General features: G+C 71.9%; 16 protein-coding genes. 6 read left to right on the plus strand and 10 right to left on the minus strand.

Features of this window, described 5'->3' with window-relative positions; translation table 11 throughout:
- The first annotated feature begins 329 nt into the window (after positions 1–329).
- From POL25_RS13200 to POL25_RS13220, 5 genes are all read left to right on the plus strand, one after another.
- Positions 330–1,211, plus strand: a complete 882-nt coding sequence (locus tag POL25_RS13200; protein WP_272086338.1) for an SDR family oxidoreductase — start codon at positions 330–332, stop codon at positions 1,209–1,211.
- Positions 1,186–1,683, plus strand: a complete 498-nt coding sequence (locus POL25_RS13205) for a type 2 periplasmic-binding domain-containing protein (RefSeq protein WP_272086339.1) — start codon at positions 1,186–1,188, stop codon at positions 1,681–1,683. The genes POL25_RS13200 and POL25_RS13205 overlap by 26 nt, the downstream gene beginning before the upstream one ends.
- The gene (locus tag POL25_RS13210; protein WP_272086340.1) at positions 1,680–2,663 is read left to right on the plus strand and encodes a cation efflux transmembrane domain-containing protein; all 984 of its coding nucleotides are present in this window, start codon (positions 1,680–1,682) and stop codon (positions 2,661–2,663) included. Before POL25_RS13205 ends, POL25_RS13210 begins: the two co-directional genes overlap by 4 nt.
- A 154-nt stretch (positions 2,664–2,817) precedes the next feature.
- Complete coding sequence (locus tag POL25_RS13215; RefSeq protein WP_272086341.1) at positions 2,818–4,440, plus strand: leucine-rich repeat domain-containing protein; 1,623 nt, start codon at positions 2,818–2,820, stop codon at positions 4,438–4,440.
- 614 nt (positions 4,441–5,054) lie between these two features.
- Positions 5,055–6,014, plus strand: coding sequence for a Rieske 2Fe-2S domain-containing protein (locus POL25_RS13220; RefSeq protein WP_272086342.1), 960 nt, complete (start codon positions 5,055–5,057; stop codon positions 6,012–6,014).
- Here the strand turns inward: POL25_RS13220 and POL25_RS13225 are convergent.
- From POL25_RS13225 to POL25_RS13260, 8 genes are all read right to left on the minus strand, one after another.
- Positions 6,011–7,435: a hypothetical protein gene (locus tag POL25_RS13225; protein WP_272086343.1), complete on the minus strand. Its 1,425-nt coding sequence runs from the start codon at positions 7,433–7,435 to the stop codon at positions 6,011–6,013. The genes POL25_RS13220 and POL25_RS13225 overlap by 4 nt on opposite strands.
- A 4-nt stretch (positions 7,436–7,439) precedes the next feature.
- Entirely contained in the window at positions 7,440–8,426 is a 987-nt protein-coding gene (locus tag POL25_RS13230; RefSeq protein WP_272086344.1) for an AAA family ATPase, read from the minus strand.
- Positions 8,414–11,701, minus strand: a complete 3,288-nt coding sequence (locus tag POL25_RS13235; protein ID WP_272086345.1) for a DUF8586 domain-containing protein — start codon at positions 11,699–11,701, stop codon at positions 8,414–8,416. The genes POL25_RS13230 and POL25_RS13235 overlap by 13 nt, the downstream gene beginning before the upstream one ends.
- A 22-nt stretch (positions 11,702–11,723) precedes the next feature.
- Positions 11,724–11,987, minus strand: coding sequence for a hypothetical protein (locus POL25_RS13240; RefSeq protein WP_272086346.1), 264 nt, complete (start codon positions 11,985–11,987; stop codon positions 11,724–11,726).
- Entirely contained in the window at positions 11,980–14,094 is a 2,115-nt protein-coding gene (locus POL25_RS13245) for an AAA family ATPase (protein ID WP_272086347.1), read from the minus strand. The genes POL25_RS13240 and POL25_RS13245 overlap by 8 nt, the downstream gene beginning before the upstream one ends.
- Position 14,095: 1 nt before the next feature.
- Entirely contained in the window at positions 14,096–14,647 is a 552-nt protein-coding gene (locus POL25_RS13250) for a hypothetical protein (protein ID WP_272086348.1), read from the minus strand.
- Between the two features lie 335 nt (positions 14,648–14,982).
- Complete coding sequence (locus POL25_RS13255) at positions 14,983–16,089, minus strand: hypothetical protein (protein WP_272086349.1); 1,107 nt, start codon at positions 16,087–16,089, stop codon at positions 14,983–14,985.
- Positions 16,086–16,679: a 4Fe-4S single cluster domain-containing protein gene (locus POL25_RS13260; protein WP_272086350.1), complete on the minus strand. Its 594-nt coding sequence runs from the start codon at positions 16,677–16,679 to the stop codon at positions 16,086–16,088. Before POL25_RS13260 ends, POL25_RS13255 begins: the two co-directional genes overlap by 4 nt.
- Positions 16,680–17,034: 355 nt before the next feature.
- Here POL25_RS13260 and POL25_RS13265 point away from each other — a divergent pair, with 355 nt between their 5' ends.
- Positions 17,035–19,125, plus strand: coding sequence for an SDR family NAD(P)-dependent oxidoreductase (locus POL25_RS13265; protein WP_272086351.1), 2,091 nt, complete (start codon positions 17,035–17,037; stop codon positions 19,123–19,125).
- Positions 19,126–19,170: 45 nt separating this feature from the next.
- On the opposite strand, the gene POL25_RS13270 is transcribed toward POL25_RS13265, so the two are convergent.
- Together POL25_RS13270 and POL25_RS13275 are read right to left on the minus strand one after the other, a co-directional pair.
- A complete protein-coding gene (locus POL25_RS13270; RefSeq protein ID WP_272086352.1) occupies positions 19,171–20,232 on the minus strand; it encodes a hypothetical protein in 1,062 nt (353 codons plus the stop codon).
- A 3-nt stretch (positions 20,233–20,235) separates the two neighbouring features.
- Entirely contained in the window at positions 20,236–21,618 is a 1,383-nt protein-coding gene (locus POL25_RS13275; protein WP_272086353.1) for an FG-GAP repeat domain-containing protein, read from the minus strand.
- Positions 21,619–21,627 lie beyond the last annotated feature (9 nt).

The raw sequence follows: 21,627 nt of genomic DNA on the forward strand, positions 1-21,627 counted from the left end.
TGTCGCCCGGCGACCCGCGAATCATGGCACTCGCGACCGGCGACAAAAGCGAAGACCATCGATTTCCGACTCACGCCAATCGAGCCTATCGCCATACCGATCATCTCGCCCGATTCGAGCGCACCGCCGATCCGCGACCCCGATAGCTCCACCATGACGTGAAGCCTCCCCGCGCGCGCATTCGCGCCAATTGCGCCGCCGTCGTCCGCAAGCTCGCGCCGATCTCGCGGCGCAGCGAGCCCTGCCGCTCGCGACTGCCCGCGCGCTCGCCTCCTCGTCCGCGCATTGACAGGCTCGGCGCGTGTGCCACGAGTTCCGCGGAGAAGACCATGGCCAACGCATCGAAGCGCGACGAGAAGACCGAACAGCGGCCGGAGCAGACCCAGAAGCCGCCGGGCAAGGAGTCCGCCATGGACCCGCGGCCCAAGTTCCGCCGGCCCGAGTACCGCGGCAGCGGCAAGCTCGAGGGTCGCGTCGCGCTCGTCACGGGCGGCGACAGCGGCATCGGCCGCGCCACCGCCGTGCTGTTCGCCCGCGAGGGCGCCGACGTCGCCATCGTCTATTTGAGCGAGGACGCCGACGCCCGCGAGACCGCCGCCCAGGTCGAAAAAGAGGGCCGCGTCTGCCTGTCGATCCGCGGCGACATCGGCGACTCCAAGTTCTGCGACCACGTCGTCCGCCAGGTCACCGACCGCTTCGGTCGCCTCGACATCCTCGTCAACAACGCCGCCGAGCAGCACCCCCAGGACAAGCTCGAGGACATCGACGACGCCCAGCTCGAGAAGACCTTCCGCACCAACATCTTCTCGATGTTCTTCCTGACCCGGGCCGCGCTGCCGCACCTGCGCGAGCAAGACGGCGCCTGCGTCCTCAACACCACCTCCGTCACCGCCTACCGCGGCAGCGGCGGCCTGCTCGACTACAGCGCCACCAAGGGGGCGATCGTCGCCTTCACCCGCTCGCTCGCCGCCAACCTCGCCAAGGAGGGTATCCGCGTCAATGCCGTCGCGCCTGGCCCGATCTGGACCCCGCTGATTCCTTCCACCTTCGAGCCCGAGAAGGTCGCCTCGTTCGGCAGCGACAGCCCGCTCGGCCGCGCCGGCGAGCCCGAGGAGTGCGCCACCTGCTTCGTCTTCCTCGCCAGCGCCGACGCCTCGTACATGACCGGCCAGGTTCTCCACCCGAATGGCGGCGCGATCGTCAACGGCTGAGCGGCTCGCGGCTGCCCTCGCGCTCGCCTGCGCCTGCGGCCTGCCCCGCGATCCCGAGCGCACCGCCGAGCGCGTCGCCGCCCACGGCCTCCGCGTCGGCGTCGTGCTCGAAGCGCCGTGGGCCTGTCGGCTCGGCGTCGATTCGCTGGCCGGCGCCGAGGTCGAGCTCGTGCGTCGATTCGCCCGCATGCGCGGCCTGGACATCACCTTCACGCGCGGCGGCGAGACCCGCCTGCTCGCCGCCCTGCGCCGCTTCGAGCTCGACCTCGTGATCGGCGGCCTGCTCGCCGACAGCCCTTACGCCGCCACCGTCGGCTTCACCCGCGGCTATCACGAGGCCGACGACGGTGACCACGTGCTGGCCGTCCCGCCGGGCGAGAACGCCTGGACCATGCAGCTCGAGGCCTTCCTCGCCGGCGCCGACGTCGACGCCGCGCTCGCTCGCGGCCGGGCCGACTGCGAGGCCACGTGAGCGAGCGCTGGGACCGGACCCCGGCGCACGAGCTCTCGCCCGCCCGCGAGCCGGCGATGCGCCGCGCCGTGCGGGTCGAGGTCGTCTCGCTGATTTATTTCGCCACCGCGATCGGCTTCACCGCCGTCGTCATGGGCGAGTCGCAGGCCATGAAGTCGGTGTGGATCGACGACATCCTCGGCGTGGTCCCGCCGATCGCCGTGTTGATCGCCGCTCGCCTGCGCCGGCGCGAGGCCACCGACGCCTACCGCTACGGCTATCACCGCGCCGTCACCATCGCCTTTTTGGTCGCCGCCGTGGCCCTCCTCGGCTTCGGCCTCTACCTGCTCGCCGAGGGCCTCTACACCCTCATCCGCGCCGAGCGGCCGACCATCGGCACCGTCACCGTGTTCGGCCGCGACCTCTGGCTCGGCTGGCTCATGCTCGCCGCCCTGGCCTGGAGCGCCGTGCCGACGCGGATCCTCGGGCGCATCAAGCTCCGCCTCGCCGAGGAGCTGCACGACAAGGCGCTCTACACCGACGCCCTCATGAACAAGGCCGACTGGATGACCGGCGCCGCCGGCATCCTCGGCGTCATCGGCATCGGCCTCGGGCTGTGGTGGGCCGACGCCGCGGCCGCCTGCGCGATCGCCCTCGACATCACCCGCGACGGTGTCCGCAACCTCGCTGCCGCCTTCGCCGACCTCATGGACCGTCGCCCGCGCGACGTCGCCTGCCGCTGCGACGACCCCTTGCCCGAACGCATCACCGGCGCGTTGCTCGCCCTCCCGTGGGTCCGCAGCGCCTCCGTCCGCCTGCGCGAGCACGGCCACGTCCTCGTCGGCGAGGCCTTCGTCGTGCCCGCCGACGAGGCCGACCCGCTGGCGCGCACCCTACAAATCGGCGCCGTCGCCCGCGCCCTCGACTGGCGCCTCACCGACCTCACCGTCCAGCTCGTCCCCGCCTTGACCCGCGACGACGACGACGACTGCGAAGCCTGACCGCGCCTCGACATCGGCACGGGCCGCGAGCGCCATCCGGCGCGGCTTCTCCCGTCCCTGGCCAGCATCCCGCCGTTCCGTGGCGGCCCCCGTCGTGATTCGTCGGCCGCCGTGGCGCATGCAAGATTTCGCCGCACCCGCCATCCTGACAAACATGCGTCGCGGCTCCCCGTTCGTCCTCGCCCTCGCCCTCGCCTGCGGCCCCGATACTGCCAGTGACAGCGAGACCGCCGGCACCGGCGAGCCCGGCACCACCAGCGGCGGCGACAGCACCGACGGCCACGGCACCACCGACGACGGCACCACCGACGCCTCGCCGATGACGACGACCGCCGCCACCACCACGACCGCCGCCACCACCACCGACCTCACCACCGACGACCCCGCCACCAGCACCACGGCCCCGCCCGTCGTGGAATGCACCGAGATCGCGCTCGCCGACCCGTTGCTCGAGCAGTACATGCGCCTGCGCCTCGAAGTCCCCGAGGGCCCGATCCCGGTCGACCTCGCCGCAGCGCTCGACAGCATCGGGGTCAGCAGCAAGGTCGCCTCGCTGGCCGGCATCGAGTGCTTCACCGGCCTCGTCGAGGTCACCTTCTACTCCTCCGACATCGCCGACCTCGGCCCGCTCGCCGGCCTCACCAACCTCACCCACCTGCAGGTCTCGAGCGCCCAGGTCACCGACCTGGCCCCTCTCGCCGGCCTCTTCCAGCTCGAATCCCTCAACATCTCCGGCAACCCGATCGCCTCACTCGCCCCGCTCGCCGGCCTGCCGCTCAAGAGCCTGAGCGGCGCCGGCCTGCCGGGCCCCGACCTCACCGGCCTCGGGAAGATCGTCACGCTCGAAGAGCTCAACCTCGGCGGCGCCGCATTGACCGACCTCGGCGAGCTCGCCCCGCTCGTCAACCTCCAAACCCTCGCCCTCTACGCCAACGACCTCACCGACATCTCGCCGCTCGCCGGCCTCACCACGCTGCAGCAGCTCAACCTGCAGGACAACAAGCTCGCCGACCTCGCCGCCCTCGCCGACATGGCCGCCCTGCAGCTCCTCGACCTGAGAAAGAACCTCGTCGCCGACCTCGCCCCGCTCGCCGACCTCGGCGCTCTCACCGTGCTCCGGGCCGAGAACAACCTCATCGCCGACCTCGCCCCGCTCGCCGGCCTGACCGCGCTCGTCGACCTCGAGCTCTCGAACAACGAGATCGTCGACCTCACCCCGCTCGCCGGCCTTCACGCGCTCACCGACCTCGATCTCGACTTGAACCACATCGTCGAGGTCACCGCGCTCGCCTTGCCCGCGCTCACCGACCTCGACCTCTCCGACAACCAGATCGTCGACCTCGCCCCGCTGCTCGGCGCGCCCGTGCTCGACAGTCTCGATGTCTCGCGCAACCCGTTCTCCCCCAGCCTGAACAGCCTGGCCTCGCACCCGGCGCTGCAGTCCGTCCTGGCCGACGACGCCGGTCTCTTCGCGGTGCCCGAGTTCGCCACCGCCGGGCTCTTCTACCTCTCCCTCGCGGGCAACGCGATCGTCGACCTCGCCCCGCTGGCTGCCTATCAATCGCTCGGCTACATCGACCTCGCCGGCAACAGCATCACCGGCCTGGCGTCGATCCTCGACGACCCATGGCTCAGCACATGCGACTCCGTCCGCATCGAGGGCAACCCGCTCGACGCCTTCACCCTCTCGACCACGGTCCCCCAGCTGTGCGAGTTCCCGGTCGACGTCCAGGTCACCGGCCTCGACCCGTGCTGGGACTGCTTCGATCACAACTGAGCCCGCGCGCCGAAGATGACTTGGACCGCGCGCCTAGACCTTCCGTCGTCGTCGAGGTGCCGGGCTCCGTCGCACCTTCCGTCGTCGGTGCGTCGCCGGTGACCGGGGTCGTGTCGGATTCGGTTCCCGGCCCCGGCCCCGGGTTCGAATCGGTATAGACTCCTGGGTCGCCTGCATGGGACAGCCCGTGGCTCCCACGAACGAGGTGATGAGTACGAGATGGAAATAGAGCTTCGCAGCACGTGTGGATGACATCGAACAGGTAATTTCCCGGCCGTCGCAATTTCGTGGGCGTCCGAAAATTCTTTCGGCGCACTTCGAAGCTCCGCTCGAACGACGCGCCCGGGGCCGCCTCGATGGATAGCTCCTCGGCGGCGTTCGCCAGCCGGCGGGCGGGGTCGAATGCCAGACCGTCCCCGCCGCGCATCGCCGCAGCCCGCGCTGTCGACCGCACGGAATCGGCGGCCGAAGCCGTCCTCGTCCTTCGGCTGCGCCGGCTTCGCCGCGCTGGCGCGCTTTCGTCCGGGCTCGCGCTCCTCGGGCCCAACAATCACCGCACGCGGTCGTCGGGCGCGCCTGCTGAAGCGGCGAGAAAGAAGAGACAGGAGGTCAGCATGTTCCGCGGCTTCGCACATGTCTGGACGATCGTCGGCCTCGCCCGGGACCTGAAGCGCCGCGCGCCGCTCCCGCTGCAGGTCGCCGAGGAACGGGTAGTGCTGTTCCGGGACGGAGAGGGGCGGGCCTGCGCGCTCGTCGATCGCTGCCCGCATCGTGGCGTGCGGCTGTCGCTCGGCAAGGTCGAGGGCGGATGCCTCGAGTGCCCGTTCCACGGCTGGCGCTTCGCTGGCGACGGTAGCAACCAGCTCGTCCCGTGGAACCCGGACGCCAGGCGCGAGCGACTCGGCGCGACGCCGTTGCCCGTGCTAGAGCGCGGCGGGCTCCTGTGGTTGTACACGGCCCCCGGGCTCGCGGCGCCGTCGGAGCCCGACGTCCCCGACGTGCTGCAGCGCGACGGCCTCGCACTCAACAGCGTCACCATGCCGTTCGCCGTCCACTGGACGCGCGTCATGGAAAACTCGCTCGACTGGCCGCACCTCCCGTTCGTCCACCGGCGGACGCTCCGCGACGCCCTGCCGCTCCGTCCCGGCTCGCGGCTCGACATCTCCTGGGAGGATCGGCCGTGGGGCGGTCGGACAGCGACCGCGATCGACGGCGTCGCCCAGCCGATCACCCTCGACTATCGCTTCCCCAACACGATGCATCTGCACGTCCCCTCCGGCAGACGCATCTTCGAGCTGATCTTGAGCGTGCTCCCCGTCGACGACACGACCACCCACATGATCATGGTGACGATCCGCGACTACCTGCGGTCGCGCCTGTTCGATCGCTACTTTGCCCTCGCCAGCCGGAAGATCGGCGGCGAGGATCGAGTCGTCATCGAGACCTCGCTGCCGCGAGAGGTCCCGCCCGTCGGCGAAGAGCGTTCGGTCCGCACCGACGAGCCGACCCTGCGGTTCCGCAAGCTCTACCGCGACCGCCTGATGGGCTCGTTCGCCGGCGAGTCGGATCGTTAGGCGAACAGCCGCAGCAGCAGCGCGTCGAGCAGCGCTCGCAGCCCGCCCGGCTCGCCGACCGCGAAGCTCTCGCCGTCCAGCGCCCAGCGCGGCTCGCCGACCCGCACCCATGCTCGCGCGCCCGCGCGTGGATCCTCTTGATGGGCCGCGAACACCACCAGCCCGCGCGGCGGCGTCTCTTGCCAGTCGCTCACCGTCGCCAGCGTCACCCGTCGGTGCGCCAGCTCGTCGGCCAGCGTCATCGCCATCAGCCGCGCCTCCTCCTCGGCCGCCTCCGCGTCGGCCTTGCCGCTCGCGCGCCAGCGCAGGTGCAGCTCCGCCCCCGCCGGCCCGAACACCTGCATCATGTCAGCCTGCAGCCGCAGCACCGCCGCGTCGACCAGCACCAGCGTCTGCGCGTCGAGCTCCGGGTGCTTGTGACGCTGGTCGAGCGGCCGCTCGACGACCACGGTCACGCGCCGCCGTTGATCGAACAGCGGGCTCTCATCCCGGGTGTAGAACAGCAGCTCGCCCTGAGCGAACCGCACGTCGAAGAGATCGATCTCCCCCAATTCCTCGCGCCCCGAATCGACATACGCCACCTCGCTGCGCACCAGATTTTCAAACCGCCCGCGGGTGCTCAGCGCATCGAAGCCGCCGGCCGGGTAGTGGCTCGCGTCCTCCTCCTCGACCGCCACCTCCTGCGCCCGCCGGCGCACCGCCATCGCGATCCCCGGGCTCACCCCGCCGATCGCCGCCGTCGCCCGATGCAGCTCGCGCAGCGCCAGCCGGCTCGACTCGTTGGGAAGGTCGGCCAGATGCGCCAGCTCCCACAGGTCCTCCGGCGAGAACAGCTTGCCCTCGCCGAGCCGGCCCACGATCGCCGCCCGGATCGCCAGCGCCCAGCCGCGCCAGTTCGCATCGACCGGCGGCTCCTGCCACGCCCCGTGGCGCGCCGGCCACGACTCGACCAGCGCCAGCGCCTCGCGCCACGACGAGCGCAGGATCGCCGGGTTGCCCGCGTCGAGCTCGGCGTCTCGCGCGGCTGTCCCGAGGGCCAGGCCGATCGCGTGCGCCAGCGCCCGCGGCTGCAGCTCGCCCGACAGCGCCGCGATCGCCACGTGCGCGTCGCCCACGCTCGCATCGAGCACCCACCTGCCGAGCACCCGATCCTCGTACGCCAGTCGCTCCGCTCGCTCCTCCTCCGGCCAGTCGGCCAGGTCGCGGCTCGACGCGAACGCGAACGCCCGGCCCTCCACCAGCAGCGTCCCGAGGTCGTGCACGAGGTCGAGCGGCAGCGCGTCGTGGCCCTCCTCCCACAGCGCGCGCAGCCAGCCGAGCGCCGGCGGCAGCGACTCTGCCCGCGAGCCGCCGTAGCCGCTCACGTAGGCCCACGCCTTCAGCGCCGGCAGCAGTTCTTCGCGGCTCAGTCGCCGGCCCACGCCGTCACCCGCCGAGCCCCAGCAGCGCCTTGACCTTGCTCGCCACCACCGGGATCTCGTCGCGGCGGTTGCCCACGTACGCCAGCAGGTTCAGGTCCGAAGTCTGCACCGCCCCGCCGTGATTGAGGAACGCCTGCGTGCGAATGACTTTGTAGAGCTTGACCAGCTTGCGGTCGCTGACCATCACCTTGTCCTCCGTCTCGAGCGCCCGCACGATCCGCCGCATCTCCGCGAACACCGGTCGCGGGAACCACTGCGCCCGGTCGCGGCCCGGCTCGCGGCCCATCCCGAAGCTCAGGTCCATGAACCGCTTGAGCTTGAGGAAATCGTCGAGCGACGCCGCCCCGCGGGTCCACGGCTTGTGCCCGCTCGCCCGGTACGACTCGTTCATCACCCCCGCGTCGATCAGCTCCTCGAAGTGGCGGTCCTTCACCGGCTTCGTCTCGATCTTGAGGATGAAGCGGTCGGCCATCGCCTCGAGCTCGCTCTGGTCGGGGATGTCGTTGGTCGCCGCGAACAGCATCACCAGCCGCACCGGCGTCGGCTGCCCGTCCTGGTAGAACTTGCGCTCGTTGAGGATCGTCAGCAGCGTGTTGAGGATCGCCGAGTTCGACTTGAAGATCTCGTCGAGGAACGCCACCCGGCAGTCGGGCAGCATCCCGCGGGTGCGCCGGAGGTAGCGGCCCTCCTTGAGCACTGCGATGTCGATCGGCCCGAGGATCTCGCTCGGTTCGGTGAACTTCGTCAGCATGTACTCGAAGTAATCACCGGCCCCGAGCCCCAGGCTCTCGGTCAGCTTGACCACCAAGTCGCTCTTCGCCGTGCCCGGCGGCCCCACCAGCAGCAGCGGCTCCTGGGCCACCGCGCACAGGATCGCCAGATCGATCTCCTCGTCGCGGGCCACGAAGTACTCCTTCAGCCCGCGGCGGTGCTGCTGGATCCGCGTGCGGATGTCGTCGATCTCGGGCTCGAGCTCCTCTAGCGTCCACATACTGCGCTCCAGTCGGTGACGATGCGCCGCCGCAGCGCGTGCTCCTCCTGGTCGAGGAACCCCTGCACGCGGTCGCTGTGGCGAGTGCGGCTGTCGGCCAGGCTGTCGACGACAGACTCCAAGATCAGGATCTTGTGCGTATCGTAATAGCGGCTGGTGGTGAAGGTGTCGCGGAACACCGGCAGCTTGGCGACGAACCGGCGGAACCGCTCGACCCGCGGCGAGTTGGGCCAGTGCCGCAGCGCCTGCGCCACCGCCAGCCCGCCCTGGGCCCGCGTCACGTAGTCTAGCCCGTTGCCGAGCACCTGCGTGCAGAGCGTGTCGAGCACCTCGTCCGCGACCCGCTCCTCGCCGATCTGCACGAACCCGGTCGCCACCGTCGCCGACAGCGCGATCTGGTCGCCCGACGTGTACGCGTGCACCCGCGCCAGCGCCTCGAGCAGCGCCCGCGCCGGCTCGAGCCCGCCGAACCGCCGCAGCGCCGCCAGCCCGCGCTGCGTCGCCCGCACCAGCTCGCGCGCCGACCCCAGCTTGTCGCTGCGGGCGATGTTCACCAGCGCCTCGAGCAGGCGCCCGAGCATCGCGTCGTCGCCCAGGCTCGCCGCCCCGTGGATGCACGCCGCCACCGCCTCCGCGCGGTGGCTCAAGATCTGGATGTTGGCGAGGCCCGGCTCCGCGTTCGCGAGCACCTCCGCCACCACCGCGTCGCTGCCGCTCGCCAGCGCCCGGCGCACGCACACGTCGACCGCCTCCGCGATCAAGTAATCGAACGACCGCGCCCCGGCCGACACCTCGCGCGCCACCACCTCCGCCAGCCCACTCACGTCGACCCCCGGCGGCAGCTTGAAGCGCGTCGCCCGGCTCGCCGCCGCCTCCTCCACGGGGCCCGTGCGCAGCCACATCGACCGCTTCTGCAGCCACAGCACCGCCTGCTGGGCCCGCGGCTCGCGGATGCCCTCGACGGTCCGCGCCACCTCGGCCGCCCACACCTCCGCGCTGCCGCCCGAGCTCTCGTGGGCCAGCCGCGCCATGTACAGCCGGAACAGCGCGCGGTTGGGGATCTCGTGCACGTCGAGCTCGAGCTCGACCGGCGCCACCAGCTCGTGCGCCAGCCCGCGGGCCCCGAGCCGCGCGAACCCGACGGCGAAGATCAGCCGCAAGAAGGCCGTCGGCGCGTCCATGTCGGGCAGCCCCGCGTGCACCGCCTCGTGCCACATCGCCTCGAGCGCGATCAGCTGGCCCTGCTGCAGGCGGTCGGCCCGGGCCTCGCTGGTCTCCTCGCTCGCGTCTTCCCCCTCGCGCGCCAGCGCGTGGCGCACGAACCGCGGCAGGTCGTGCAGCTCGCTCAGCCCGCGCTCGTTGATCCCGCCGAGGATCGCCTCCTTCGCCCGCGTGACCCCGAGGCGGTCGCGCGCGTGCCGGTGCCATCCTGCCAGCACCGCCCACGCCAGCCGGCGCGACACCGGCAGCCGCGGGTCGGCGAAGATCGGCAGCGCCAGCTGCATCAACTCGTCGGCCGGGAACCGCTGCGCCGCCACCCGGGCCACCAGCGACGCGCCCAGCCGGCTCGCCTCCGCCGGCGTGCGCCGGTCGGCCACCACCCACTCCGTCAACGCGTCGTCCGAATCACTGCCGCGGATCGCGACCATCAATCGCTCGGCCAGCCGCGCGTCGTACGGCGGCCCCGCGTGCAGCAGCGCCATCTCGAAGCAATCGGCCGCCTCGTCGCCCTCGCCGAGCTCCGCCTTGATCTCGCCCAGCTCCTGCCACACCTCGGGCTCGTCGCAGCCGCCCGCGACCACCCGCCGCTCGAGCGTGCGCACCTGCTCTCGCAGCGCCCGCAGGTGCGCCGCCGCGTCGAAGTCGACAGCGCTCGCCACCTCCTCGACCACCTTCGGCTTCGGCGGCGGCGCCCGCTTGATCGGCGCCTCGCGCGGCCCCGGCTTCTTCGGCGCCGGCTGCCGCACCTCCTTCGGCCACTCGATCGTCACCTCCGGGAACTCGAACACGCTGCGCTCGAGCAGCTTGTCGAGCTCGAGCCGGCGGTCGGTCGCCACGTAGTCGATCCACCGCTGCAGCGGCTGCTCGTCGACCGCCGCGATCGTCACCACCCGCGGCCCGTCGCGGTCCTCCGTGATCACCACCGCGTGCGCCCGCTCGAGCCCCAGCAGCGCCCGCAGATCGTCGCGCCGCAGCACCGGCATCAGCCGCCGCCCCGTCGGCACATAAAGATTGTCGGCCCCCGCCACCTGCGAGTAACCCGGTACCCCGAGCGTATCGCTGACCCGCCCCGCCATGCGCGGCACCCCCGGCCGCACCCGCTCGCGCAGCAGGTACACCGTCCCGTCCGCGCCCGTCAGTCGCCCCACCGTCAGCCGCGACAGCTCGTCGCTCGTGCTCACCTCGATCAGCGGCTCGAGCTCGAGCAGCTGCTCAGACGTCAGCAGCCACAGATCCGGATCGACCATCGCCGCCGGCGCCAGCCGGATCGGCACCCGGAACCGCACCTCCGACGCGATCGAAGTCAGCGCCACCCGCGGCGCCTCCAGCTCCGGCGCCACCGCGTCGAGGATCGCCCGCACCCGCCACTCCGCCGAAGTACGCAGCCACGCGCCGTCGCGGTCGACCAGCGCCGCCTGGTTCGTCCGCGCCAGCGAGGCCGCCGCCGGCCCCGGGCTCGCATGTTCGAAGGACCAGGCGACCCATAGCGGACTGCCACCATTGCGTCCGTACACCGCGACCTCGTCGCCGCCGTCGCGCGCCGCCATCATCAAGTAGATCGGCGGCGCCTTGACCTTGACCGCGAAGCGGCCCGCGCCCGCCTCGTCGACGAAGCTCACCACCTGCGCGTCCGAGCGCCCCAGCAAGAGCAGCCGCTCCAGCAGCCGCCGCGGCGCCTCCGAGTCGCTGCGCATCACGAACAGCGCCTCCTCGACCAGCGGCTCGCCCGGCACCCGCCGCAATCGCAGCGCCTCCACCAATCGCGGCGCGCTGCGCTGCTTCCACCAGCTCCAGCGCACCTGCCCCTCGCCGCGCAGCGGCCGGAGCACCAGCGTCTCGTCCTCCTCCGCCGCCGTCGCCAGCGGCAGCCCGCGCGGCATCAACCTGTCCGCGAGGACAGCATCGAGCGCCTCACAGGCGATCGCGCTGCCCGGCCCCGACATGTCGAGCATCACCGACCATGTCCTTTCGGCCAGGAACGGCGCCGCCTCGAGCAGCACCGCCAGCGTCGCCCCGTCGCTCGCCGTCCCTGTCAGCAGCAGGCAGTACCGCACGATCGCGCTCGCCCGTCTCGCCTCAGCCGCGCGCCTTGGCCTTGTCGCGCGCCGCCTCGTCGCTGGCCGCCGCGCCGGCCTTCGGCGCCTTCTCGACCACCACCCGGTCGACCGTCATCCCGCCGAGCACCTGCTCGAGCGGCCGACCGATCAGCCGCTCTGCCAGCGCCCGGTGGTCGCGCTCGTGCTCGTGCGGCAGCGCGTCGCTGTCCGACTCGTAGTGGATCACCACCTCGCGCTCGCCCGTGCGCGGGTTGTGGCGCAGACGGATCGTCACCTCAGCCATGGCTCTCTCCCTTCGTCAGCGCGCTCAGCTCGGCGCGGTCGAGCACCTTGCGCGTCAGCAGCGTCTCCGCCAGCGCCTCGAGCAGCCCCCGGTTGCCGGTCAGCAGCGCCTGCGCCCGCGCCAGCTCCTTCTCGAGGATCTCCGTCACCTCGGCGTCGACCCGCTCGCGGCGGCGCTCCGACATCGGCGTCCCGTGGCGCGGCGTATCGTCGAGGCGCACCAGCACCCCCGTGCTCGCGCCCATCCCGTACTCCTCGACCATCGCCCGCGCGATGCGGTTGACCTGCTGCAGATCGGTATGCGCCCCGATCGACACCTCGCCGAACACCAGCCGCTCCGCGCACATGCCCCCGAGCCCGACGCAGATGTCGGCGCGCATGTCGGCCGCCGTGATCGCGTACGGCCGCGCCCGCGCCGCGCGCAGCACGTAGCCGAGCGCCCCTTCCATGTCGGCCGCGATCGAGATCCGCTCCGGCGGCGTCGCGTGTTCGACCAGCATCGCCAGCAGCGCGTGCCCGGCCTCGTGGATCGCCACCACCCGCTCCTCCGACGGGCTCAGCACCACCACCGCCCGCGTCTTGCGTTGCAGCGCGCGGTCGATGTCCTCCGGCGCGAACTTCTTCTCGCCGGTGCGGATCGCCTGCCGCTTCAGCGCCCGGCACACCGCGTAGATGTGATCGCCCGTGAACGGCAGCCCACGCGCCCGCTCCGCCAGCCCCTCGGTGCGCCGCACCAGGTGCTCCTGCAGTTCGCGCGACAGCCCCAGCTCGAGCTTGCGGTCGTAGATCTCCACGATCTCGCGCCGGTCCTGCACCCCCGGCGCCGGGATCTCGATGAGGAACTCGAACCGCCCCGGCCGCAGCAGCGCCCCGTCGAGGCTCTCCAAGAAGTTCGTCGTCCCGACCACGAACACGCTCTCGCTGCCGCGGAACCCGTCCATCTCGGTCAGCAATTGATTCACCATCGAGTGCTCGACCCCCGAGCCCTCGTACGTCCCGCGCGCGTGGGCGAACGCGTCGATCTCGTCGAACACGATCACCGCCGGCGCGCTGCGGCGGGCCTGGCGGAACACCCGGCGCAGGTTCTCCTCGCTCTCGCCGACCCACTTCGACTTCAGCTCCGGCCCCGACACGATGATGACCGTCGCGTCCATCGCCGTCGCCATCGCCTTGGCGAAGTACGTCTTGCCGGTCCCGGGCGGCCCGTGAAAGATGATCCCGCGCGGCAGCAGCCCCTCGAGCGCCTGGATCTCGCCCTCGCTGCCGAGGCTGTCCTTGCGCCTCAGCAGGTCGAGCAGCTCCTCGCGCAGCCGCAGCTTGACCTCCGGATAGCCGCCGATGTCGCGCTCGAGGTCGACGTTGGGCAGCTCGACGTCCTCGCTGACCGTCTGTCGCCGCAGCTCGCGGTACACCTGCGCCGCCTGCGAGCGGCCCGGCATCGCTTCGCGCCGCAGCCCGACCGCTTGCATGAGCCGCCGCAGCCGCACCGGGTTGAGCCCCGAGACATACTTGTAGAGCGCGAACGGATCGAACTTGTCGGCGTCGATCGCCCTGGCCTCGCGCTGGGTCACGATCTTGGCCAGCGAATCGCGCGGCACCCCGACGATCTCGCGGCGGACCGCGAACACCCCCTCGATCACCCGCGGCAGCGGGAAGCTCGGGTCGCGGAAGCCCAGCAGCACCGCCTCCGGGTTCTCGTACAGCAGCGGGATCGCCTCGCGCGCCTCCATCGTCAGGCTCGTGTGCGTCGTCGTCAGCACGTCGAGGTGCAGCAGCACGATGATCGTGCGCTCGACGCTGCCGCGGATCGCCGTCGTCAGCTGCGTCAGCATCACCGCCAGGTTGCCGCGGCTCTCCTCGCCCTCGCGCGGGCGCCCGTCGACGATCACGATCTGCGGCCCGCGCTCCCTGCCCGCCCCGCCGCGCAGCCGCGCGCGCACGGCCAGATACACGTGCAGCGCCAGCTCCTTGTCGCACTCGACCAGCACGCTCATCCCGCGACGCAGCCGCTCCTCGATGAACGTCACGTCCTGCGCGCATGCCATCTCGACCGCGTCCTCGACCCGCACCTCGCCCGGCAGGCCCTCGATCGGCTCCGTGCGGCGCACGCTAGACCCGCACCTTGATCGTCAGCTCGAGCTCGCCGTCGGCCCCGCGGCCCTCGTGCACGCTCTCGATCTGGCCCATCGACGCCGCCTTCTGGCGCAGCGCCTCGGCGTAGACCTTCTGCAGCGCCGCCTGCAGCTCGCCGCGGATCTCGCCCTCGTGCGCGCCGAGCCGCCGCGCGACCTCCTGCGCCAGGTCGCGCTCCGCTCGCTTGCCCGCCGCGTCCAGCTTCGACGCCGCCTGCGCCTCGCTGGTCGCCCGCGTCGTCACCTGCTTCGACGCCGCCGCGCGCACCGTCACCGTGCGGCCGTCGGGCGAAAGCGTCACCGCGACCTCGCCGAACTGGCGCGCCATCGAATTGTCCTGCTCCTCGGACCAGCCGGCCGCCGCCAGCTGCTCGCGCAGCAGCGCCGTCATCGCCCCCTCGGGCAGGATCTCGAGCATCCCGACGTCCATCTCGATCGCGTCGGTCGTCTCGACCTGTCGCGAGGCGTCGTGATACGTGACCGGTCGCCAGTTCGGATCGCTGATGCGAATGCGGTACCCTCGGCTCACGCTGCCTCCTCGCGGTCGCTCATCCTAACCGACCCGCGCGCGCCCTGGCGAGGCCAAACGCCAGCATCGACGCGCGCCAGCGACCACGACCTGGCCGACACCACCGCGCACGTCACATCAGGCGGCCGGCGACTCAGCTCGACGCGTCGCCAGCGCGCCCCGGGATCCTCGATGCGGGTCCACCCGCATCCTTCGCACGCCCCGCGACAGACCTCGCTCGCGGACCGCAGAGCAAGCCATCACGCGCCCCTCGCGGATCGCACCGCCTCACGCCCGCCTCGTCGAAAGCTGTCCCTTGCGACATGTCTCATCGGGCTTGTCACATGACCGCTCGTTCACCCGAGCCGCCCCGTCAGCGCCCGCGACAGCGCGTCGAGGCGCCCCAGGTGCGGCCGCAGCAGCGAATCGTGGAGCTCGAGATACACCTGTGATTCTTCGTAGCGGCGATCGCCGAACGCGTGCCGCGTCATCGCCTCGCGCAGCCCTGCCAGCCGCTCGCCCAGCCCGACGATGCGCGCCAGGGCGCGCCGCAGCGCGTCCTGTTGCGAGCGCAGCGCCAGCCCCGAATCGACGACCAGCCGCGCCGCCACCATCGCCGGCGGATCGGCCCACTCGCCGGTCGCCAGGCGGCCCAGCGCCACCACCAGCGGCCGCGCCAGGTCGAGCCGCGCGCGAAAGTCGATCGCGTGCACGAATTCCTCGAGCACCCGCGCGGCCGTCAGCAGCCGCTCGGCCCGCTCCTCGCCCGGCGACCAGCGCATGCAGCGACCGATCTGCTCCGCCCACTGGTCCGCCAGCACGTCGTCGAGGCACTCGAGCAGCACCACCTGCGGCCCCTCGAGCAGCAGCGCCGGCTTGCCCGCCGACTCCTCGCCGTCGACCTGGCGCGACCAGTCCTCGAGCGCGAACAACGTCGCCAGCGGCGAACCCAGACACAGCCGGCGCCCCAGGTCTTCGCGGATCTCCCGCGGCATGTTGGCGCGCGCCAGGTGGCGCACCGCCAATGCGTAGACCAGCCAATCACCGGTGTCGGTCCCCGCGATCTTGATGATGCGCTTGATCTGCCGCCGCGCCCGCCGCGAGCTGCCCTCGCCCTCCACCACCTCGGTGGGCCGGGCGATCTCCGCCAGCCGCTGCGTCGCCTGCACCCACAGCTCGTATGTCGCCTCGGTGAAGCGCAGGCGAAAGCCCTCGCTGCGGGCCGCGTCCCAGATCCGTCCGCGCACGCGACGACCGCGGCGCAGCACCACGCGCTCGCGCCGACCCGACTCGACCAGCAGGCGCAGGCACGTCACCGCGATCCTTCGCCCCGCCACCTCGGCCACCTCCGCGCGCGGCTGCGACACCGGATGCGTCGGCACGATCCGGACCGGCCGCCCGCGGATCAGCATGTCGAGCACCTCGAGCGCGTGCCCCTCGTCGACGCTGACGGACAGGCTCATCGCGTCACCCGCGTGCGCGGCCCCAGCAGCGGCCAACCATTGAGCGTGATCTCGCCGCCGCGGATCCGCAGCTCCACCGTATTGCCGCCCGCGAACTTCGGATCGTCCTGCGCATAACGATCGCTCAAGAAATGCAGCACCTGGTTGTCCGAGCCGATGAAGCGCCGCGTCTGCGAGCGCGCCTTGGCCTCGAAGCGCCCGTCGACCAGCAGGTCGGTCGCCGCCAGCAGCCGCGCCGCCGCCGGTCCGCGCGCCTGCAGCTCCGCCAGCGTGTAGCCCGAGAAGATCATCACCGACAGCCCGCGCGCCCGCACCCCCTCGGCCAGCGGCGCCAGCCCCTCCGCCTGCGCGAACGGCTCGCCGCCGAGCAGCGACACCCCCTCGGCCCCCGAATCACATGCCTCTTCGACCAGGTCCACCACGCGCCGCCGCGTCGCCCCCTCGCCGCCGAACTCGAGCATCTCCGGGTTGCAGCAGCCGACGCAGCGCAGCGCACAACCCTGCACCCACACCGCATAGCGCACCCCCGGCCCCTCCGCCTCGGTACGCGGCACGATCATCGCCACCTCGATCGTCGCCTCGTCCGCCATCGCCGCGCCCAGCGTATCACGACCTCACACGCGGCCGACCCGCGTCACACGCTCCACGCCGCCGACCACGAGCGCCTCTATCCCCGTCGCCGCGCGCGGTCGGCCCTCGCGATCACACCGCCGACCGCAAGCGTCGAGGACGCGCCAACGCCCTGGTGTATCATCCTCGCCGCGCGCTGCCGGCCCACGCCACGCGATCGTGCCTCCGACCGCGAGCATCGAGGACGCGCCAGCACCTGGCATCCTCGCCGCGCACTGCCGGCCCGCGCCACGCGATCGTGCCTCCGACCGCGAGCATCGAGGACGCGCGAGCGCCCTGGTGTATCATCCTCGCCGCGCGCTGCCGCGCTCGTCCATGGCCACGCCGATCGACCGCGCGAGCCTGCTCGCCGACCTCTGCAACGACCGCGAGCTCGCGCGACCGCGGCGCCTGATTCACGGCGCAGTCCTGCCCGGCGCTCACCTCGATCTCGAGGGCCTCGCGCTCGCCGACCTCCTCCCCGCGCTCGACCTCCCCGCCCTGCGCGGCCTGTGGCTCGGCGGCTGCGACCTCGGCCCCGACGCCGCCCGGACGCTCGCCGCCTTGCTCGCCCGTCACCCGAACCTCGGGCACCTCTCCCTGCGCAAGACCCCACTCGGCCCCCGCTCGCTCTCCGACCTCCTGCCCGCGCTCGCCGCCCACCCCGCGCTGCGCAGCCTCGACCTCGGCCACACGGGCCTCATGCCTCACGAGACATGTCGCATCGGACATGCCCTCAAGGACATCGACGACCTCCGCCTCGACGGCCCCATCCCCCTCGACGGCCCCGCGATCGCCGAGTGGGCCGGGCTGCTCGCGCGAGGTCGCTGGCACCGCCTCGCCCTCCCCGCCGCCCTCGAAGCGCGCCCGCTGCTCGCCGCCCTCGAAACCAACTCCCGCCTCTGCGTCCTCGACCTCGAGGGCCTCGCCCCCGACCTGCGCGCCGACCTCCTCGCCCGCCTCGCCCGCAACGCCAACCGCAACCCCACGCGCCGGCCCGTCCCCGACCTCGCCCGCCTGCGCCGCGCCCTCCCGCCCCTCGCGCCCGCCTCCGACCTCCCGCCCCCGCTCACCGAGCCCGACCTCGACATCGCCCTCCGCCTCCTCTCGCACCTGTCCCTTCGGCCATCTCTCCTCCGTGGCGACCACCCCCGGCTCGTCGCCCTGCGTCAGGCTATTTACAACTTTCACCGCGACGATCGCCGCCACGCCCGCAGCGAGCGGCGCCGCGATCGTCAGCGGCGCGACGCCCAGGAGGCCGAAGATCGCCAGCGCGCCGAAGCGGCCGCCATTCGCAAGCGCCACCTCGGCGTCGCCGCCACCCCCGAGCCCCCGCCCGAGCCCACCGTCCACGAGTTGCACGCCCCGCGCCCCTGCTACGTGTGCAAGCAGCCCTACACCCGCCTGCATTTCTTCTACGACCGCCTGTGCCCCGCCTGCGCCGCCCGCAGCTACGCCCGCCGCGGTGATGCTGTCGACCTGCGCGGACGGATCGCCCTCGTCACTGGCGGCCGCATCAAGATCGGTCACCAGGTCGCCCTCCGTCTCCTGCGCTGGGGCGCGCGCGTCCTCGTCACCTCGCGCTTCGCCCGCGACACCGCCCGTCGCTTCGCCGACCAGCCCGACTTCGAAGCCTTCCGCGATCGCCTCGAGATCATCGCCCTCGATCTGCGGCAGATCCCCCGCGTCGAGGCCTTCGCCGCCAGGCTCGACGCCGAGCTGCCCGCCCTCGACATCCTCGTCAACAACGCCGCCCAGACCATCCACCGCCCGCCCGAGTTCTACGCCGCCCTGCTCGCCGACGAGGCCCGCCCCGAGGCCCTGCCGCCGGCCCTGCAGTCCTTGCTCGCCGAACCACATGTCCCCGGGGACATCTCACTCCCCGAACACCCGCTGTTCCCCCAGCGCAGCGACGACGGCTTCGGCCAGCCGCTCGACCTGCGCGAGCGCAACAGCTGGCGCCTCCGCCTCGACGAGGTCGGCACCCTCGAGATGGTCGAGGTCCAGCTGATCAACGCCGTCGCCCCCTTCGTCCTCAACGCCCGCCTGCGGCACACCATGGCCCGCGCCGACCGGGCCGCCTTCGTCGTCAACGTCAGCGCCCCCGAGGGCCGGTTCGACCGCGACTGGAAGGCCCCCTTCCACCCGCACACCAACATGGCCAAGGCCGCCCTCAACATGATGACGCGCACCGCCGCCGACGACTACGCGACTGACCGCATCTTCATGACCAGCGTCGACACCGGCTGGGCCTCCAACGAAAACCCCGCGCCGATCGCCGACGCCATGCGCGACCGCGGCTTCATGCCCCCCCTCGACCTCGTCGACGCCGCCGCCCGCGTCTGCGACCCAATCGTCCGCGGCCTCCGCGACGGCGAATTCCTGCGCGGCGTATTTTTAAAGGATTTCGAGCCGATCAGCTGGTAATGATAATATGTCCTTCGGGACATATTAGCATTCCTTCGGCCGCTTTCAGCATATGAACTGCTTGAACACCGCGCGCCGCACCTGCGCGCGGTCCCACGCCTCTCGCAACGGCGGAGCGTTCGCCGCCCTGTCGCGCGTCGAGTGCGGCGCCTCGGCGAAATCGACATCGTCGAGGTCCGCCTCGCTCGCCACCACCCGCAGCGACAGCGCCGCCAGCGTCAGCCCGCCCGCATCGCGGACGAACCGCAGCACCGGCGCCGCCCGGCCCGCCCCGCAGCGACAGCCACGATCGCCGCGCCGACCGATCAGCGTCAGCCCGCCCCGCGTCACCGGATGGCGCAGCCGCGTGTAGTAGCCGCGGTCGACGTCCTCTTCCAGCCACGCGACCTCGCCCGCGATCCGGCAGCCCGGCCGCAGCGTCCCGCCGGTCCATGCCGACCCGAAGAACGACTGCGCATAGTCCGGGTGCGACAGCAGCAACATCTCCGAGCGCTCGCGCCGGTCTCCGCACGCTTCGCATTGGAACTCGCCTGCGACGTGGGTCCACGGCGACGACCCGTCCTCCGGTTCCGACGCGCATCGGCGGTCCCACGACTCCGTCATGAACGCGCAAAGTCTCGCGGCACGGGCCTCCGGCGGCTCCGCGGCGACCGCCTGCAGCGCCGCCACGAACGCCGCGTGATCGCCGGCCCACAGCATCGACTCTCCGTTCGCGAAGTCGACCTCGCCCGCGACCTCGCGATCGTACGCATCCCCCAACAAGATGCTCTCGAGCGTCGTCGACGGCCCCTCGCCGACCCGCAGCCGCAGGATCACCGCGAAGCGAGCCCCGCAGTCGCAGCCGAACCATTCGTCCTCGTCGACCAGCAGCTGCACCACCGTCGGATCGACCGGCTCGCGCACCCGCCACCACGACCCCTCCCACGCTCGCGCCGTCCCGATCGCCTCGCTGCCGGGCTCGAGCGGCTGAGGATCGCCAGACCTGAACCACCGGTTGCACAGCCCGTAGAACTCCGGCCCGAAGAATTTCGTCTGTCCGTCGAGCCAGAAGCGGTCCCCGCAGCGCGGACAGCTCGCTTCGCCGGAGTAGATGTCGAACGCTCCCATCGCTCACGGATCCGAGAGCAGGAGCAGGTTGGGGAAGCCGCCGAAGAGCAGGTCGTCGACGCCGTCGCCGTTGACGTCGCCGACCGCGGTGTACGTCGGCGTGTCGACGCCCGCACGCGAGAGGGGCAACGGGGCGGGCGGCCACGGATCCTGGCCCAGCGCCGCCGTGAAGCCGGACACGCCCCCGAGCGCCACGTCGAGGCGGTCGTCGCCATCGAAGCGTCCGCGCACGATGAGCGAGTACTTGTCGCCGGTCAGCACCGCCTCCGGCTCGGCCAGCGTGCCATCGTCTTCGACGGTGAACGAGCGCAGCACCGCCTGCGCGTCCTCCTGAACCAGCACCACCAGCGCGGGCCGTTCGCCATCGGCCGGATCGACGACCAACACCGGCCCGATCTCCCCGCTCCCGGTCAGCAACTGGCCCGGAGCGAAGGTCCCGTCCCCGGCGCCGAACATCGTCTCGATCGCATCCTCCTCGGTCTGCCAGCGCTTGATCACCAGGTCGAGGTTGCCGTCCTCGTCGAGGTCGAACAGGACCACGCCATCTCGCACGATCATCGGCGCGGGGAACAAGTTCGAGGTGAACCCACCGAGGCCGTCGTTCAGCGCGACCGCGATGCCTCCGTTGTCGACGGCGACCACATCGAGGTCGCCGTCGCCGTCGATGTCGCCGTGGTCGCAGCCGCGCGCCTGCACCGGCAAGCCGATCGTGCTCGCCGGACCGAAGGCGCCCATACCTGTCCCCAGAGACAGCTCAGGATCGGAGTTGACGCCGCAGGCGAACAGGTCGGCCACGCCGTCGCCGGTGAAGTCGGCGAAGCTCATCTCGTCGGGGAACCCGAGCGGCTTCCACGTGGGCCCGGGGGTGAAGCCGCCCTGCCCGTCGCCCAGCTGGACGATGTAGCTCATGGCCGACATCGTCGCCACCTCGGCGGACGCTCCCAGCGGCAGCGGCTCGCTCGGATTCGGCGCCGGAACGATCGGCAACGGGAGCGCCTCGAGGGTGAACATGTCGAGGTGACCGTCGCCGTCGAAGTCGACGAACGTGACGTTCGAGATGAAGTCGAGGAAATCGAGCTCGATCGCCGCGAAACACAGCTCACCGGGCGTCGCCACGCCGTCGCCACAGCCGGCCTCGACAGGATCGCCGGTGGTGCTGGTCGTGCCGGTGCTCGTCCCGTCGCTCGTCGTCGTGCCCGCGGTCGTCGTCGGCGCTGTGGTCGACGTCGGGCCTCCTGTCGAAGAAGCGCTGACGCCGTCGCTGGTGGACGTCGCGGCGCTCGAAGTGTCGCTCGATGTCTCGCCCTCGGTCTCGCTCCCGACGGGGTCGGGCGTACAGGCGAGCCCCGCGGCGAGCGCGAGCGCGAAGCAATCACGAACGATCATTGGTAGATC

Origin of the sequence: Nannocystis bainbridge (assembly GCF_028368995.1) — a bacterium.
Taxonomy (GTDB): domain Bacteria; phylum Myxococcota_A; class Polyangia; order Nannocystales; family Nannocystaceae; genus Nannocystis; species Nannocystis bainbridge.

Excerpts from the sequence above, each read along its gene's own strand:
- POL25_RS13200 (WP_272086338.1), top strand. The coding sequence starts at position 330 with ATGGCCAACGCATCGAAGCGCGACGAGAAGACCGAACAGCGGCCGGAG.
- POL25_RS13205 (WP_272086339.1), top strand. The coding sequence starts at position 1,186 with ATGGCGGCGCGATCGTCAACGGCTGAGCGGCTCGCGGCTGCCCTCGCG.
- POL25_RS13215 (WP_272086341.1), top strand. The coding sequence starts at position 2,818 with ATGCGTCGCGGCTCCCCGTTCGTCCTCGCCCTCGCCCTCGCCTGCGGC.
- POL25_RS13220 (WP_272086342.1), top strand. The coding sequence starts at position 5,055 with ATGTTCCGCGGCTTCGCACATGTCTGGACGATCGTCGGCCTCGCCCGG.
- POL25_RS13230 (WP_272086344.1), bottom strand. The coding sequence starts at position 8,426 with ATGTGGACGCTAGAGGAGCTCGAGCCCGAGATCGACGACATCCGCACG.
- POL25_RS13240 (WP_272086346.1), bottom strand. The coding sequence starts at position 11,987 with ATGGCTGAGGTGACGATCCGTCTGCGCCACAACCCGCGCACGGGCGAG.
- POL25_RS13255 (WP_272086349.1), bottom strand. The coding sequence starts at position 16,089 with ATGAGCCTGTCCGTCAGCGTCGACGAGGGGCACGCGCTCGAGGTGCTC.
- POL25_RS13260 (WP_272086350.1), bottom strand. The coding sequence starts at position 16,679 with ATGGCGGACGAGGCGACGATCGAGGTGGCGATGATCGTGCCGCGTACC.
- POL25_RS13265 (WP_272086351.1), top strand. The coding sequence starts at position 17,035 with ATGGCCACGCCGATCGACCGCGCGAGCCTGCTCGCCGACCTCTGCAAC.
- POL25_RS13270 (WP_272086352.1), bottom strand. The coding sequence starts at position 20,232 with ATGGGAGCGTTCGACATCTACTCCGGCGAAGCGAGCTGTCCGCGCTGC.
- POL25_RS13275 (WP_272086353.1), bottom strand. The coding sequence starts at position 21,618 with ATGATCGTTCGTGATTGCTTCGCGCTCGCGCTCGCCGCGGGGCTCGCC.